This window comes from Streptomyces sp. PA03-3a (genome assembly GCF_033792735.1).
GTDB lineage: Bacteria > Actinomycetota > Actinomycetes > Streptomycetales > Streptomycetaceae > Actinacidiphila.
In genome coordinates this window covers 52,868-69,433 of sequence record NZ_JARAVM010000029.1, presented here as the reverse complement: position 1 = coordinate 69,433, position 16,566 = coordinate 52,868, and the positions used below count along the sequence as shown (strand labels likewise).

The 16,566-nt window shown below is 73.7% G+C and carries 11 protein-coding genes; 8 read left to right on the top strand and 3 right to left on the bottom strand.

Going from position 1 to position 16,566, the window contains the following annotated elements; genetic code table 11:
* Positions 1–190: 190 nt before the first annotated feature.
* Positions 191–1,102 carry a 16S rRNA (cytidine(1402)-2'-O)-methyltransferase gene (gene rsmI, locus PV342_RS30050; RefSeq protein WP_051102085.1) on the bottom strand — a complete coding sequence of 304 codons (912 nt, stop codon included), beginning with the start codon at positions 1,100–1,102 and terminating at the stop codon, positions 191–193.
* Between the two features lie 63 nt (positions 1,103–1,165).
* On the opposite strand from rsmI, the gene PV342_RS30045 reads away from it, so the two are divergent.
* The 5 genes from PV342_RS30045 to PV342_RS30025 all read left to right on the top strand — a co-directional run bounded on the left by PV342_RS30045 (position 1,166) and on the right by PV342_RS30025 (position 8,619).
* Positions 1,166–2,896 (top strand): dolichyl-phosphate-mannose--protein mannosyltransferase, encoded by a 1,731-nt coding sequence (locus PV342_RS30045; protein ID WP_500319414.1) that lies wholly within the window; start codon positions 1,166–1,168, stop codon positions 2,894–2,896.
* Positions 2,897–2,987: 91 nt separating this feature from the next.
* Positions 2,988–5,408, top strand: coding sequence for a SpoIIE family protein phosphatase (locus PV342_RS30040; protein WP_500319412.1), 2,421 nt, complete (start codon positions 2,988–2,990; stop codon positions 5,406–5,408).
* A gap of 165 nt (positions 5,409–5,573) precedes the next feature.
* The gene (locus PV342_RS30035; RefSeq protein WP_500319410.1) at positions 5,574–7,193 is read left to right on the top strand and encodes a penicillin-binding transpeptidase domain-containing protein; all 1,620 of its coding nucleotides are present in this window, start codon (positions 5,574–5,576) and stop codon (positions 7,191–7,193) included.
* Between the two features lie 101 nt (positions 7,194–7,294).
* Positions 7,295–7,780: a YbaK/EbsC family protein gene (locus PV342_RS30030; RefSeq protein WP_400802767.1), complete on the top strand. Its 486-nt coding sequence runs from the start codon at positions 7,295–7,297 to the stop codon at positions 7,778–7,780.
* Positions 7,777–8,619, top strand: coding sequence for an EamA family transporter (locus PV342_RS30025; RefSeq protein ID WP_500319408.1), 843 nt, complete (start codon positions 7,777–7,779; stop codon positions 8,617–8,619). The genes PV342_RS30030 and PV342_RS30025 overlap by 4 nt, the downstream gene beginning before the upstream one ends.
* 199 nt (positions 8,620–8,818) lie before the next feature.
* On the opposite strand, the gene PV342_RS30020 is transcribed toward PV342_RS30025, so the two are convergent.
* The gene (locus PV342_RS30020; RefSeq protein WP_392604004.1) at positions 8,819–9,598 is read right to left on the bottom strand and encodes an SDR family NAD(P)-dependent oxidoreductase; all 780 of its coding nucleotides are present in this window, start codon (positions 9,596–9,598) and stop codon (positions 8,819–8,821) included.
* A 106-nt stretch (positions 9,599–9,704) separates the two neighbouring features.
* Between PV342_RS30020 and PV342_RS30015 the strand changes: the two genes are divergently transcribed.
* The 3 genes from PV342_RS30015 to PV342_RS30005 all read left to right on the top strand — a co-directional run bounded on the left by PV342_RS30015 (position 9,705) and on the right by PV342_RS30005 (position 16,119).
* Entirely contained in the window at positions 9,705–11,360 is a 1,656-nt protein-coding gene (locus tag PV342_RS30015; RefSeq protein WP_500319406.1) for an FAD-binding dehydrogenase, read from the top strand.
* A 104-nt stretch (positions 11,361–11,464) separates the two neighbouring features.
* Positions 11,465–12,670, top strand: coding sequence for a serine hydrolase domain-containing protein (locus PV342_RS30010; RefSeq protein WP_386988425.1), 1,206 nt, complete (start codon positions 11,465–11,467; stop codon positions 12,668–12,670).
* A gap of 50 nt (positions 12,671–12,720) precedes the next feature.
* Positions 12,721–16,119, top strand: a complete 3,399-nt coding sequence (locus tag PV342_RS30005; protein WP_500319404.1) for a S41 family peptidase — start codon at positions 12,721–12,723, stop codon at positions 16,117–16,119.
* Between the two features lie 118 nt (positions 16,120–16,237).
* On the opposite strand, the gene PV342_RS30000 is transcribed toward PV342_RS30005, so the two are convergent.
* Positions 16,238–16,498 carry a hypothetical protein gene (locus PV342_RS30000; RefSeq protein WP_089222342.1) on the bottom strand — a complete coding sequence of 87 codons (261 nt, stop codon included), beginning with the start codon at positions 16,496–16,498 and terminating at the stop codon, positions 16,238–16,240.
* Positions 16,499–16,566 lie beyond the last annotated feature (68 nt).

Genomic DNA, 16,566 nt, shown 5'->3' with positions numbered 1-16,566 from the left:
GCAGCTCCTGATGCCCTCCGGACGAGGCGTCCGGAGCGGGACTTCCCTCTATCAGCGAACGCCCGGGCGGGCCCCGGCGATAGCGGGGGTGCCCTTTCTTGAGCCAGTTTTGGGCTGTGTGTGACACGGGGCCGGGCACGCGACCCAGGTTTTTCCCTCTCCCACGATAGGACTTTGCACCCTGCCGCGTTTAGCCGGTTGTGGACCGGTTCGCGGCGTGCTTCGCGGACACCACGGCGTCGAAGACCTCCCGCTTGGGCAGTCCCGCCGCCGCCGCCACGGCGGCGATCGCCTCCTTGCGGGGTTCTCCCGCCTCCTCGCGGACCCGGACCCGGCGCACCAGTTCGGTGGCGTCCAGCTCCTCCGGCCCGGTCTCCGGGGCGCCCTCCACGACGACCGTGATCTCCCCGCGCACCCCTTCGGCGGCCCAGGCCGCCAGCTCCCGCAGGGTGCCGCGCCTGACCTCCTCGTAGGTCTTGGTCAGCTCGCGGCAGACGGCGGCGCGGCGCCCGGCGCCGAAGGCCTCGGCCATCGCCGCGAGGGTCTCGGCGAGCCGGTGCGGGGCCTCGAAGTAGACCAGGGTGCGGCGCTCGCCGGCGGCCTCGCCGAGCCGGGCCCGCCGCTCACCGGCCTTGCGGGGCGGGAAGCCCTCGAAGCAGAAGCGGTCGACGGGCAGACCGCTGAGGGCGAGCGCGGTCAGCACGGCGGACGGCCCGGGGACGGCCGTCACCCGGATGTCGCGCTCGACGGCCGCCGCGACCAGCCGGTAGCCGGGGTCGGAGACCGAGGGCATCCCGGCGTCGGTGACGAGCAGCACCCGGGCGCCCTCCTCCAGCGCGGTGACCAGCTCCGGGGTGCGGGCCGACTCGTTGCCCTCGAAGTACGACACGACCCGGGCGGTGGTGGTCACGCCCAGGGACTGGGTGAGCCGGCGCAGCCGCCGGGTGTCCTCGGCGGCGATCACGTCGGCGCCGGCCAGCTCCGCGGAGAGCCGGGGCGGGGCGTCGGCGACGTCGCCGATGGGGGTCCCTGCGAGTACGAGTACGCCTGCGGCCGGTCCTGCGGAGCTAGTCACCGCCCCAGTCTCCCACCCGCCGCGCATCCGGCCGGGGCTCGCCGCGGCACGGCGGTGTACCCCGGTTGGCCCGGTCCTCAGCACATACACATGCGGCTTCCCTACGATGGCCCGGTGACGAGTGACACCGCGACGCACGCGCACCGGGTCGAGGACGCACCGAAGGCCGCGGAGGAGCAGAGCCCCTGGCAGCGGCAGCTGCGCCGCTTCGGCTACGCGGACCGCCCGCGCCCCGACGTGCGCGAGCGCCTGCTCCAGCCGTTCCCCGAGCCGGGGACACGGGCCTGGGCCGCGCTCGGCGTGGGCCCGGCGGCGGCGTCCCGGCTGGCCCGCTGGACGGGCTGGGGCGGCCCGCTGCTGGTGGCGCTCTTCGCGGGCCTGCTGCGGTTCTGGAACCTGGGCAGCCCGCACGCGGTGATATTCGACGAGACGTACTACGCGAAGGACGCGTGGTCGCTCCTGCAGTACGGCTACGAGGGCAGCTGGCCGGAGAAGGCCAACGACCTGATCCTCGCCACCCCGCCCTCCGTCCCGCTCTCCGACGCCCCCGCGTACGTGGTGCACCCGCCCGTCGGCAAGTGGGTGATCGCCTCCGGTGAGTGGATCTTCGGGCTGAACCCCTTCGGCTGGCGCTTCGCGATGGCGGTGCTCGGCACCCTGTCGGTGCTGATGCTCTGCCGGATCGGCCGCCGGCTCTTCCGCTCCACGGCCCTGGGTTGCCTCGCGGGCGGTCTGATGGCGGTGGACGGCCTGCACTTCGTGATGAGCCGCGTCGCGCTGCTCGACCTCGTCGTCATGTTCTTCGTACTGGCCGCCTTCGGCTGCCTGCTGATCGACCGCGACCGCGCGCGGGCCCGGCTCGCCGCCGCCCTGCCCGCGGGCCGCCCGGACGACCGTGTCGCCTCGTTCACCTGGCTGGGCCTGCGCCCCTGGCGGATCGCGGCCGGGATCTGCCTGGGTCTGGCCATCGGCACGAAGTGGAACGGCCTGTACGTGCTGGCGTTCTTCGGCGTCCTCGCCGTGCTGTGGGACGCCGGTGCCCGCCGGGTGGCGGGCGCCCGCCACCCCCGGCTGACGGCGTTCTGGCTGGACGGGCTGTGGGCGTCGATCTGCATGGTCGGCGTGGCCGTCGTGACGTACCTGGTGTCCTGGCTCGGCTGGTTCACCACCGACAAGGGCTACGACCGCGACTGGGCCAAGGGGGACGGCGGCTTCCTCTCCGACTCCTGGGCGGCGCTGCGCAGCCTGTGGCACTACGAGTCGCAGGTGTACGACTTCCACGTCAACCTGCACGCCCCGCACACCTACCAGTCCAACCCGTGGAGCTGGCTCGTCCTGGGCCGCCCGGTGTCGTACTTCTACGAGTCCCCCAAGTTCGGCGAGGACGGCTGCACCGCGGCCGGCGGCTGTGCCCGCGAGGTGCTCGCCATCGGCACCCCGGTGCTGTGGTGGGCCGGCTGCTTCGCCCTGCTGTACGTCCTGTACCGCTGGATCTTCCGCCGCGACTGGCGCGCCGGCGCGATCGCCTGCGGCATCGCGGCCGGGTACCTGCCGTGGTTCGTGTACCAGGAGCGGACGATCTTCCTCTTCTACGCGGTCGTCTTCGTGCCGTTCCTGTGCCTCGCGGTCACGATGATGCTCGGCGCGATCCTCGGGCCGCCCGGCTCCAGCGAACGCCGCCGCATGTGGGGCGCGGTCGGCGCGGGCACGCTGGTGCTGCTGATCGTCTGGAACTTCATCTACTTCTTCCCGCTCTACACCGGGCAGACCATCCCCATGGACGCCTGGCGCGCCCGTATGTGGCTCGACACCTGGATCTGACCCGCCCGGCCGCGGGGCCGCCGACCTGGGCGGTGACCGTTTGCAGGGGGCCGACCACGGACCTAGCGTGAACCCCGAGGGAATGTCACGTATGTCCGCTCCCGATCACACCGTGCCCGGCCAGGCGTCGGCGCTCGACAGCGCCGGAGCGGCTCTGGCGGTGGTCGACGCGGGCGGGGTGCTCGTCCGCTGGACGGAGGTCGCCCACAGGCTGCTGGGCCACGCGGCGGCGGACGTCCTGGGCAGGCACTCCTCCATGCTGCTGGACGGGCCGGGGGACGGGCCGCAGGGGTTCACCCGGGAGTGGGCCGGGCCGGTCGCCCTGCGGCACCGGGGCGGCCGGCGGCTCGACGTGGACCTGCGGGTGACCGGGCTGCCGGGGGCCGCGGGCACGATGGACTGGCTGGTCTCGACCGCCGGGGTACCTCCGTCGGTACTGGAGTCGGCCGCGGAGCTGTGCCCTTTCCCGATGGCGATCTGGGACAGCGACCTGCGCACCGCCTGGCTGAACGACGCCCTCGCCGACCACTTCGGCCTCTCCCGCGAGGAGCGCCTGGGCCGGCACCTGGACGAGTCACCGCTCTACGCGAACACCGAGCAGGTCGAGTCCCTGCTGCGCGAGGTCCTGGAGAGCGGCGTCCCGGTGATCGACCGGGAGCTGAGCCAGCTGGACCGGCTGCGGCACCGAGCGTACGCGCTGTCCGTCTTCCGGATCGAGGACGTCCGACACGGGCTGCCCGGCGTCTGCTCGGTGAACGTGGACGTCACCGAGAGCCGGCGGGCCAGGGACCGCATGACCGTGCTGGGCCGCGCGGCGACCAGCATCGGGACCAACCTGGACGTCCTGCAGACCGCGCAGGACCTCGCCGACCTGCTGGTGCCGCTGCTCGCCGACTACGCGACGATCGACCTCGCGGAGTCGGTCCGGCTCGGCAACGCCCCGCTCACCCGGCTCGGCCCGATGGAGGGCGGCAACGTCCCCGTCTTCCACCGGGCGGGGATCGCCTCGGTCCACGACGACTACCGGGAGTCGCTGTTCGCGCGCGGCAGCCCCGTCTTCGTCCCCCCGCACTCGCCGTTCGTCGAGGTGCTGCGCTCCGGCCGGACGTACATGGAGACGGAGCTGGACACCGAGCCCGGCACGTGGCTGGAGGAGGACCCGCAGCGGCTGCAGCGGGTCCTCGAACACGGGATGCACAGCCTGCTGATCCTGCCCGTCCACGCGCGGGGCGAGATCCTCGGTGTCGCCGTGCTCGTCCGCAGCGAGAACCCCACCCCCTTCGACGAGAACGACCGGACGCTGGCGGAGGAGCTGGTCAGCCGGGCGGCGCTCAGTCTGGACAACGCCCGCCGCTACACGCGCGAGCACAACATGGCGCTGACCCTGCAGCGCAGCCTGCTGCCCCGCAACCCGAGCGCCGGGTTCTCCCTGGAGACGATCTGGCGCTACCTCCCGGCGGACACGCAGGACGGCGTGGGCGGCGACTGGTTCGACGTGATCCGGCTCTCCGGCGCACGGGTGGCCCTGGTCGTCGGGGACGTCGTGGGGCACGGCCTCAACGCCGCCGCGGCCATGGGGCGGATCCGCACGGCGGTGAGTACCCTCGCGGGGCTGGATCTGCCCCCGGACCGGCTGCTGTCCGCGCTGGACGACCTCGTCGTCCGGCAGGGCTTCGAGGACTCCGACGACACCTCGCCCACCACCGGCATCCTCGGCGCCACCTGCGTGTACGCCGTCTACGACCCCATCGACGAGCGCCTGACCATCGCCAGGGCCGGGCACCCCCCGCCGGCGATCATCACCCCGGACGGCACGGCCGCCTTCCCGGAGATCCCTTCCGGGGCGCCCCTCGGCGTGGGCCTGCGCTCCTTTCCCTCGGTCGAACTGGAACTGCCCGCGGGAAGCGTCATCGCCATGTACACCGACGGGCTCGTCGAGACCCGGGACCGCGACATCGACGACGGGATGGAGCGCCTGCGGACCGCGCTCACCCGGCCGCCGGGCACCTCGCTGGAGGACCTGTGCGACGCGGTGGTTGACCTGCTGCCCACGCGCGGTCAGGACGACGACGTCGCGCTGCTGCTCGCCAGGACCTGCCGGCTCAGCGCCGACCGGGTGTTCAGCATGGAGGTGCCGGCCGAGGCGGCCGCCGTCGGACGCGCACGGGCCGAGACGGTCCGGCAGCTGTCCGCATGGGGTCTGGACCGGGTGAGGGCGGGCGCCGAGCAGGTCGTCGGCGAGTTGGTGGCCAACGCCGTCCGGCACGGGGCGGGACCCGTGCGGTTGCGGCTGGTCCGGCACATGAAGCTGGCCTGCGAGGTCTTCGACGCCGGTCCCGGCCCGCCGCTGCCGCGCCATCCCGAGCCCACCGACGAGGGCGGGCGGGGCCTGGTGATCGTCGCGGAGCTCTGTACGCGGTGGGGTGTCCGCAGGACCGGCGAGGGCAAGATCGTCTGGGCGGAGCTGGCCCTCACGGACGAGGAACGGCTCCCGCCCGGGCCGGAGTGCTGACCCGCGGCAGGGCGCTCCGACCGGCGGACTTTCCCGGGCCATGGGAAGCGCGTGCTGAAGCTGTGACCCGTTGGACCGCCCCACATTCCCCTCCTTCCCGTAGAGTGCGCTTGCATCGCCTGTTTTTTGAACATGTTCAGGGGGACCACGGGGAGGGTCGGTGCCATGCGCCGAGGTGTGAAGCTGGGGATCGTCGCCACGCTGACCGCGGGACTGGTGGGGACCGCGGCGTACGGGGCGTACAACATCTACGACGGCCTGTCCGGCGGCGGCGGATTCTCCGCGGCCGCCGCCCCGGCCGAGACGGGGCCGCCGACCGCGGCGGAGGTGAAGAAGACCGCCGCGGACTTCCTGGCCGCCTGGGCCAAGGGGGACACCACCGCTGCGGGCGCGCTCACCAACGACGCGGCGACGGCCTCCGCGGACCTCGCCGCGTACCGCAAGGACGCACACGTCGCCCGCGTACGGCTGACGCCGGGCGCGGCCAAGGGGGACGTGGTGCCGTTCAAGGTCGTCGCCTCGCTCTCCTACCAGGGCAAGTCCTCCACGTGGACGTACTCCTCGGCCCTGACCGTCTTCCGCGGCGAGACCACCCACCGCCCCCTGGTCGACTGGGAACCGGCGGTGCTGCACCCCAAACTGACGGACGGTCAGTCACTGGAGACCGGTGAGGCCGCCTCGCCGCCGGTGGACGTCGTCGACCGCAACGGCAAGGTCCTCGACGCCGACGACTACCCCTCCCTGACCTCGGTGCTGCCCCAGCTCCGCGAGCGCTACGGCGCCAAGCTCTCCGGCGGCAAGCCGGGCATCGAGACCTGGGTGAACGCCGCCGACGGCCCCGGGCAGACGCTGCACGTGATCTCCAAGGGCACGGCCGCGAAGCTGCCCACCACCTTGGACGCGCGCGTCCAGAAGGCCGCCGAGCAGGCCGTCAGGCGCAGCAGCCAGTCGTCTGTCGCTGCGGTCAAGGCGAGCACCGGCGAGATCCTCGCCTTCGCCAACAACCCGTCGAGCGACAACAACAACGCCTTCAACGCGCAGGTCGCCCCCGGCTCCACCTTCAAGGTCGTCACCGCCACCGCCCTGCTGGAGAGGGGCGTGACGCCGGGCACCCCGGCGCCGTGCCCGGCGACCGCGAACCACGACAACGGCAAGATGTTCCACAACGTGGAGAGTTCCTCCGACCCGTCGGCCACCTTCCAGCGGGACTTCGCGATCTCCTGCAACACCGGCTTCATCAAGCTCGCCGGCCGGCTCGACGAGTCCTCGGTCCCCACGGTCGCCCAGCGCTACTACGGCTTCGGCCAGACCTGGAACGTCGGCGTCCCGGCCTGGGACGGCCGCGTCCCCGGCGGCCCGGGCGACGAGATGACGGAGGAGATGATCGGGCAGGGCCAGATACAGATGAGCCCGCTCAACATGGCCTCCATCGCCGCCACCGTGCAGAACGGTGTGTTCCGCCAGCCCCGCCTGGTGGCCGCCGGCCTGATCGAGGGCCCGCTCGCGAAGGCGCAGAGCGGCCTGCCGTCCGGCGTCCGGGGCAACCTCAAGTCGATGATGCGGCTGACCGCGTCGAGCGGCACCGCCGCCGGCGCGATGCGCGGGGTCTACGGCGACGTCGGCGCCAAGACCGGCTCCGCGGAGGTCGGCGGTCAGGAGCAGCCCAACGGGTGGTTCGTCGCCTACCGCGGTGACGTCGCCGCCGGCGGGATGGTCCTGGAGGGCGGGCACGGCGGTGACTCCGCCGGGCCGATCGTGGCGTCGGTGCTGAAGGCCTCGTCATGACGCGCTCCGTGACGCGCTTCGTGACGCGCTTCGTGACGCGCTTCGTGACCCGCCCGCAAATGGCTTGGCACCCCGCCCCCGCCGGGGACTAACGTGCGGCCATGACGACTTCGGCCGCAGCTCATCCCCGTTTCGCGGAGGCGCTCACCGCGCTGGGCCTCCAGGTACCCGTGCGTGCCTTCCCCGACGCGACCCGTACCGCGGCGCAGGCCGCCACGGCGGTCGGCTGCGAGCTCGGCCAGATCGTCAAGTCCCTGATCTTCACGGCGGACGGGGTCCCGGTGCTGGTGCTGATGGACGGCGCGTCCCGGGTCGACGTGGAGCGGGTCCGCGCGCACCTCGGCGCCACGGCGGTACGGCGAGCCGACGCGGACCTGGTGCGCGAGACCACGGGGTACGCCATCGGCGGCGTACCCCCCTTCGGGCACCGGACGCGGACCACCGTCCTCGCCGACCGGGGCCTGCTGGCCCACACCACCGTGTGGGCGGCCGCCGGCACCCCGCACACCGTCTTCCCCATGGCGCCCGCCGAACTGGTCGAGCACGCCGGGGCGGCCCTGGCCGACGTCCGCGAACGCACCGCGTGACACCCCTGATAGCGGCGGCCGTCCTCCTCGCGGCGGTCACCCACGCGGTGTGGAACGCCATCGCCCACGGCATCAAGGACCAGCTCGTCGCGTTCACCCTCGTCGGAGGCGGCGGAGCGATCTGCGGCGCGGCGATCGCCGGGTTCGCGCCGCTCCCGGCGGCGGGCGCCTGGCCCTACCTGATCGCGTCGGTGGGGGTCCACATGGCGTACATGTACCTGCTGATGAAGTCCTTCACGCTGGGGGACTTCGGGCAGGTCTACCCCATCGCGCGCGGTGTCGCCCCGATGGTCGTGACGCTGCTCGCGGCGGTCTTCGTGGGCGAGGTGCCGGACGCCCTGCAGACCGCGGGCGTCCTCGTCGCCTCCGCCGGGCTCGGCGGGGCCGCCCTGTGGGGCATGCGGGGCCGCCGCAGGGACTGGCCGGCGGTCGGCGCGGCCGTGGGCACCGGGCTGACCATCGCGGTCTACACCGTGGTCGACGGCGTCGGCGTCCGCGCGTCCGGCACCGCCCTGGGGTACGTCGCCTGGCTCCTGCTCGTCCAGGGCACGCTGCTCGTGGGCTGCGCCCTCGCGGCCCGCCGCGCGGCGCTCCTCGGGCAACTGCGCCCGGTCGCCGGCCGCGGGCTCCTCGGCGGGGCGCTGTCCGTGTCCGCGTACGGCCTCGTCCTGTGGGCCCAGACGCGGGGCGACCTCGCGCCGATCGCGGCCCTGCGTGAGACCTCCATCATCGCGGGGGCGGTCATCGGGGCGGTCTTCTTCAAGGAGCGGCTGGGGCGGGCGCGGGTCGTCGCGGCGCTGGTGGTGGTGGCCGGGATCGGCCTCATGCTGCACGCGTAACGTTGCGGCGGGGGTTGTGGTTGCGGCCTGTTGTTGTGTGCGGGTTGTTTGCGCCTGCGGTCCGGGTGCCCCGGGCTGCCCGGTTGCTCATGTGCGGGTCGTTCGCGCCTGCGGTTCGGGTGCCCCCGGGCTGCCCGGTTGTCGTGTGCGGGGCGCTCGCGCCTGCGCACAACAACGGGCCGCAACCACAACCCCGGCATCAATCGAGCGCAGCGCGAAACGCCGACCCGTTGACGAGAATCCCCCCGTCCACGGGAAGCGTCAGGCCCGTGATCCAGGACGCGTCCCGGGACGCGAGAAACGCGACCGCCGCCGCGATGTCGTCGGGCTCGCCGACCCGCCCGAGGGGATACACCCCGGCGAGGCGGTCGAGCGCGTCGTCGCGCCCCGCCCACGCCGGGGTCCGCACCGTGCCGGGGGCGACGAGGTTGACCCGGACCCCGCGCGGGGCGGCGTGCACGGCCAGCGTGCGGGTCAGCGAGGCGAGGCCCGCCTTGGCGGCGCTGTAGGCGTGGTTGCCGAAGTTCATGTGCCCGTTGACGGAGCCGATGCTGACGATCGCCCCGCGCCCGCCCGCCTCCGCCAGCAGCGGAAGCGCCGCACGGGCGCAGCGCATGGCCCCGGTGAGGGTGACCTCCAGGTCCTCGTACCACTCCGCGTCGGGGATGTCCTCGAACCGCGGGGGGTCCACATGGCAGGCGTAGGCGTTGTTGACGAGCACGTCGAGCCGCCCGAAGCGCTCGGCCGCGTACCCCATCGCGGCGTCCACCGCGGCCTGGTCGACGACGTCGCACTCCACCGCCGCGGCCCGGCCGCCGGTCTCCTCGGCGAGGGCCCGCGCCGTCGCGCCGGCGCGCTCCCCGTCCAGGTCGGCCAGCAGGACGTCCGCGCCCTCGGACATCAGGCGCCGGGCGGTCGCCGCGCCGATGCCCTGGGCTCCTCCGGTGATGACGGCGGCGTGCCCCTCGAACCTGCGCATGGCGTCATCCCCCGCCGGCGAGAAGTGCGAGGCGCTGACCTCTCGCCTCCTTACTCGCGCGTAGCGTAACGTGCCTGCACACCAAAGGGGAGCGGAAAGGCACACCATGGCGCTGGACGCGGACGTCGTCGTCGTCGGAGCTGGACTGGCCGGTCTGGTCGCGACGGCCGAGCTGGCCGACGCGGGCCGCAAGGTCCTCCTGCTCGACCAGGAGCCGGAGAGCAACCTCGGCGGCCAGGCGTTCTGGTCCTTCGGCGGGCTGTTCCTCGTCGACTCCCCCGAGCAGCGCCGGATGCGCATCAGGGACAGCCGCGAACTCGCCCTCCAGGACTGGACGGGCACCGCCGGCTTCGACCGCGCCGAGGACCGCTGGCCGCGCAAGTGGGCTGAGGCGTACGTGGACTTCGCCGCGGGCGAGAAGCGGTCCTGGCTGCACGCGCAGGGGATGCGGTTCTTCCCGGTGGTCGGCTGGGCGGAGCGCGGGGGCTACCTCGCCACGGGGCACGGCAATTCGGTGCCCCGTTTCCACATCACGTGGGGCACGGGCCCGGGCGTGGTGGCGCCGTTCGAGCGCCGGGTGCGGGAGGCGGTCGCCAAGGGCCTGGTGGAGCTGCGCTTCCGGCACCGTGTGACGGCGCTGACGGCGACGGGCGACGCGGTGGACGGCGTGGCGGGCGAGGTCCTGGTGGACAGCGACGCCGAGCGCGGCCAGGCGAGTTCGCGGGAGATCCGCGCGGAGTTCCAGCTCAAGGCGCAGGCGGTGATCGTCACTTCGGGCGGCATCGGCGGCAACCACGACCTGGTGCGCAAGGCCTGGCCGGAGCGGCTGGGCACGCCGCCGCGCAAGCTGCTGTCGGGCGTTCCGGCGCACGTGGACGGCCTGATGCTGGGGATCGCCGAGGCGGCCGGGGCGCACCTGATCAACGGCGACCGGATGTGGCACTACACCGAGGGCATCGAGAACTGGAACCCGATCTGGGCCAGGCACGGCATCCGCATCCTGCCGGGCCCGTCCTCGCTGTGGCTGGACGCGACCGGCCGGCGGCTGCCGGTGCCGCTCTTCCCGGGCTTCGACACACTGGGGACGCTGGAGCACATCATGCGCACCGGGCACGAGTACACGTGGTTCGTCCTCACCCAGAAGATCATCGAGAAGGAGTTCGCGCTGTCGGGCTCCGAGCAGAACCCGGATCTGACCGGCAAGAGCGTGCGCGATGTGCTCAAGCGCGCGCTGCCGGGGGCACCGGCCCCGGTCGAGGCCTTCAAGCGGCACGGCGTGGACTTCGTCGTGGAGGACGACCTCGCCGCGCTGGTGCGCGGCATGAACGCGATCACCGAGGACGACCTGATCGACGAGGCCGCGCTGCGCCGCGAGATCGAGGCCCGGGACCGCGAGATCACCAACACCTTCACCAAGGACCTGCAGGTCACCGCGATCCGCGGGGCCCGCAACTACGTCGGCGACAAGTTGATCCGCACCGCCGCGCCGCACCGGCTGCTGGACCCGAAGGCGGGCCCGCTGATCGCCGTACGGCTGAACATCCTGACCCGCAAGTCGCTCGGCGGGTTGGAGACCGACCTGGACGCGCGGGTGCTGCGCGCCGACGGCGAGCCGCTGCCGGGGCTGTACTCCGCGGGCGAGGCGGCCGGCTTCGGCGGCGGCGGGGTGCACGGCTACCGCTCGCTGGAGGGGACCTTCCTCGGCGGCTGCATCTTCTCCGGCCGTACGGCGGGCCGCGCGGCGGCGAAGGCGACCGCCTGACCTCCTTCCTCCGCGCCCCTGGGCCGCCGCCCCGTTCCGTCCCGACCCCGGTCCCGGCCGATCCCGGGAGGGAGGCACCATGGGGGGAGCAACAACGGCGGCGCATGGTGGGAGCACGGGCTGTGGTGGACGTCCACGGGGCGGTGACGGAAGGCTTCGAGCCGGTCCGAGAGGCCTTCGTCCGGAACTTCGAGGAGCGGGGCGAACGCGGCGCGGCCGTGGCCCTGTACCGCGACGGCCGCAAGGTCGTGGACCTGTGGGCGGGCTCCGCCGACGGGGACGAGGACGGTGGCGGCGGCGCGCCCTGGGCGCAGGACACCGCGCAGGTGGTGCGCTCGGCGACGAAGGGCGTGGCGGCGGCGTGCCTGCTCCTGCTGCACCAGCGCGGCCAGCTCGACCTGGACGCGCCCGTCGGCGCGTACTGGCCCGAGTTCAAGGCCGCCGGCAAGGAGCGCGTCACGTTCCGGGACGCCCTGGCGCACCGGGCCGGTGTGCCGGCGCTGGACACCCCGCTCACCCCCGCCCGGGCGCAGGACGGCATCAGCGGGCCGCGGGCGCTCGCGGCGCAGGCCCCGTTCTGGGCGCCGGGGACGGACCACGGCTACCACGCACAGACGTACAGCTGGCTGATCGGCGAGCTGGTGCAGCGGGCGAGCGGCGGCCGGCCCATCGGCCGCTACGTGGCGGAGGAGATCGCCCGCCCGCTCGGCCTCGACCTGTGGATCGGGCTGCCGGCGGGCGAGGAGCGCCGCGTCGGGCGGATCGCCGCCGTGTCGACCCCGCCGCCCCCGGCCGCGGCCGGGCTGCGGGCGCGGCCCAAGCGGAACGTGACGGAGGCGTACGACGACCCGTCGTCGCTGACCCGGCGCGCGTTCGCCGCGATCGACCCGCTGCCCGACGAGAACGACCCCGGGTACCACGCGGCGCAGCTGGCGGCCTCCGGGGGCATCGCCACCGCCCGCTCGCTGGCCCGCTTCTACGCCGCGCTGATCGGGGAGGTCGAGGGCCCCGGCGCCCGGCTCTTCGCCCCGGCGACGCTCACCTCGGCGCGCACCCCGGAGTCGGAGGGCCCGGACCGCGTGCTGGTGGTGAACACCCGCTTCGGCCTGGGTTTCATGCTGCACGGCCCGGCCGCCCCGCTGCTGTCCCCCGGCTCCTTCGGGCACCCCGGCCGCGGCGGGTCGCTGGGGTTCGCGGACCCCGGCGAGGGCGTGGCCTTCGGCTATGTCACCAACGGCATGCAGAAGAACGTCACCGCCGATCCGCGCGCGCAGGCGCTGGTCCGCGCGGTGCGGGAGTGCCTGCGCTGACGCCGGCCGGAAAAGTTGCCCGGGCTCCGGGAGCCGCGAACGATGGATGAGTGAGCGACGCCGCATATCTCCGGTTTCCGCATGTCCACGGCGAGCGGCTCTGTTTCGTCGCCGAGGACGACATCTGGGTCGCGCCCCTGGACGAGGGGCGCGCGTGGCGGGTGACGGCCGACCGGATCCGGGTCGGGCATCCGCGGTTCTCCCTCGACGGCTCGGTGATCGCCTTCAACAGCTGGCGCTCCCTCGACCCCGAGGTGTACGTGGCGCCGGTCGAGGGCGGCCCGGCCCGCCGGCTGACCTACTGGGGCAGCACCGACACACGGGTGCGCGCCTGGACGCCGGACGGCCGGATCCTGGCCGTCTCCTCCCACGGCGAGCCGTTCTCGCACTACACCTGGGCCTACGGCATCCCGTCCGAGGGCGGTCCCGGCAGCCGGCTGCCCTGGGGCCCGGTGTCGGACATCGCCGTGGACGACAGCGAGGAGGGCGAGCACCGGACGCTGCTGCTGACCGCGACCGCGCCGCACGAGCCGGCCTCGTGGAAGCGGTACCGGGGCGGGGCGACCGGGCGGCTGTGGCTGCAGTGCCGACGGCTGCTGCCGGAGATCGACGGCCATCTGGAGTCGCCGATGTTCGTCGCGGGTCGCATCGCCTTCCTCTCCGACCACGAGGGCATCGGCAACCTGTACTCCTGCCTGCCGGACGGCACTGACCTGCGGCGGCACACCGACCACGCCGACTTCTACGCCCGCAGCGCCGCCACCGACGGCACGCGCGTGGTCTACCAGTGCGCGGGCGAGGTGTGGCTGGTCGACGACCTCGGCCCGGACTCGGTGCCGCGGCGTGTCGCCGTCGACCTCGGCGGCCCGCGCGCGGGCCGGCGCCCGTACCAGGTCCCGGCCTCGGCGTACCTGGACGGGCTGGCCGTGGACCGCACCGGCCGCGCCAGCGCGGTGTGCGTGCGGGGCAGCCTGTACTGGCTGACCCACCGCGACGGGCCCGCGCGCACCATCTCCGACGTGCCCGGGTCGCGGGTCCGGCTGCCGGTCATGCTCGGCGACACCGGGCGGATCGCCTTCGTCACCGACGCCGAGGGCGAGGACGCCATCGAGATCGCCGCGCTGCCGGGGCGCCCCGCGCCACTGGCCGCCGCCGAGATCGCCGACGCCGACGACGCCGTCGCGCAGGCGCTGCGGGCCCCGGAGACGGAGTCGGAGGCCGGGGAAGGCGGGGAGCAGGGGGCGGACGGGACAGCGCAGGACATCGCGGCCGCCGAGGGGCAGACCGTGCCGCGGCCCCCGTGCCGCAGCGGCGGTACGCGGCTGGCGTGCGGGCTGCTCGGCCGCGTCCACGAACTGGTGCCCTCCCCCGACGGCCAGATCCTCGCCGTCGCCTCCCACGACGGACGGCTGCTGATGGTCGACGCGGAGTCGGGCATGGTGGCCGAGCTGGTCCGCTCCTCCAACGGCCCGGTCCGTGACCTGTCCTTCTCCCCGGACTCCGACTGGATCGCCTGGTCCCACCCGGTCATCGGGCGTTCGCTGCGCAAGATCCGGATCGCCCGGCTGAGCCCGGACCCGGAGACCGGCAAGCACACCCTCATCGACGTCACCAACGGCCGTTTCGAGGACGAGCAGCCGGTCTTCACCCGCGACGGCCGCTACCTGGCCTTCCTGTCCTGGCGCGGCTTCGACCCGGTGTACGACGTGCACACCGGCGACCTGTCCTTCCCGCTGGGCTGCCGCCCGCACCTCGTACCGCTGCACTCGGCGACGCCCTCGCCCTTCGCGCTGCCCGTGGAGGGCCGGCCGCCGGGGGGCGGGCTGGACCCGACCGGTTTCACCGAGGGACCGCTCGTGGTGGAGGCGGCCGGGCTGCCGATGCGGGTGACGCCCTTCCCGGTGCCCGCCTCCAAGTACAGCTCGCTGGAGGCGGTGCGGGGCGGTCTGACCTGGCTGCGCTGGCCGATCTCGGGCGCGCTCGGCGAGACCTTCGTCAATCCGACCGACCCCTCCGCCCGCCCCACGCTGGAGTACTTCGGCCTGGCCAAGTCCAAGCGGGTCGAGCTGGTACGGCACATGGACTGGTACCGGGTCAGCGGCGACGGTACGCAGCTGGTGGTCTTCGACGAGGGCGACCTGACGGTGGTCCCGGCGTACGAGCCGGGCGACCTGGACTCCACCGTCTACATCGACATGCGCCGGATCCTGCACGAGGCGAACCCGCCCACCGAGTGGCGGCAGGCGTTCGACGAGGCCGGGCGGATCATCCGCGACTACTTCTGGGCGCCGGACATGTGCGGCATCGACTGGCCGGCCATCCTCGACCAGTACCGTCCGCTGGTCGAACGGGTCGCCACCCCCGACGAGTTCGCCGACCTGCAGCGCGAGGTCCTCGGTGAGCTGGGCACCTCGCACGCGTACGTGGCGCCGGCCCGCCGCAGCGAGGGGCCGCCGCACTACCAGCGGCCGATCGGTCTGCTCGGCGTCAACTTCGTGCACACCAAGGACGGCCGGTGGGTGGTCACACGCATCCTGCCCGGCGAGTCCTCGGACTCCAAGGCCCGTTCGCCGCTGGCCGGCACCGGCATCCTGGAGGGCGCCGCGCTGACCCACGTCGACGGCCGCGCCGTCGATCCGGACGCCGGACCCGGCCCGCTGCTGTCGGCCGCCGGCGGGACCACGGTGGAGCTGACCTTCGTCCCGCCCGACGGCGGGCATCCGCGCCGGGTCGCGGTGGTGCCGCTGGTGGACGAGCGGCCGCTGCGCTACCAGGACTGGGTGGCCAAACGGCGCGCGGTCGTGAGGGCGTTGAGCGAGGGCAAGTGCGGTTATCTGCACATCCCCGACCTGGGCGGCTCGGGCTGGGCGCAGTTCAACCGCGACCTGCGCATCGAGATCGTCCACCCGGCGCTCATCGTCGACGTGCGCGGCAACGCGGGCGGCAACATCAGCGACCTGGTGGTGGAGAGCCTGACCCGCAAGATCCTCGGCTGGGACCACACCCGCCACGCGCAGCCGGTGAGTTACGCCGGCAACGCCCCGCGGGGCCCGATCGTGGCACTGGCGGACGAGGCGACGGCCTCCGACGGAGACATGATCACCGCCACGTTCCGGCTGCTGGGTATCGGCCCGGTGGTGGGCCACCGCACCTGGGGCGGCGTGGTCGGCATGACCGGCCGGCACCGGCTGGGCGACGGCACGGTGATCACGGTGCCGATGAACGCCGCCTGGTTCGAGGCCTACGGGTGGGCGGTGGAGAACTACGGCGTGGAGCCGGACATCCCGGTCATCCGCACTCCGCTGGACTGGGCGGAGGGCCGTCGCACCGATCTGGAGATCGCCGTGCAGACGGCGTTGGACCTGCTGGAGAAGCACCCGGCCTCCACTCCGCCCGATCTGTCCGACCGCCCGGACCGGCGGCGGCCTCCGCTCCCTCCTCGTTCCTGAGCCTCCCGTCCCCGCCGGGGACTCCCGCCCGGGACGGCGGAAGGCCGGGCCGAGGACGGCGGAAGGGGCGCGCCCTGTACGGACGCGCCCCTCCTCGTTCACTCCTGGACCACGCGGGTCAGGACCGGTCCCGCCGCTCGTCGATCTCCTCCGGCGAACGCCGACGTTCGCGGTCGCCCTTGGGCATCGACTCGGGCTTGGACGGCTGGCCGTGGCCGGGCTCGCGGTGCTGCGGCTTGCCCTGCTGGCGCATCGGGTCGTCGGCCATGCCCTGAGCGCGCTCACGGGTCTGGCCGATACGCTCCTGCCCCTGGGGCTGAGCCTGCGGGCGGTGCTGCTGCTGCCCGGCCTTGTTTCGCGTGGGATCGTTCTTGCCCATGATCACTCCTTCGTGATGTGCGGAATGGGCCTCAACCAGGCTGACACGGCCGGACACGGTACGCATTT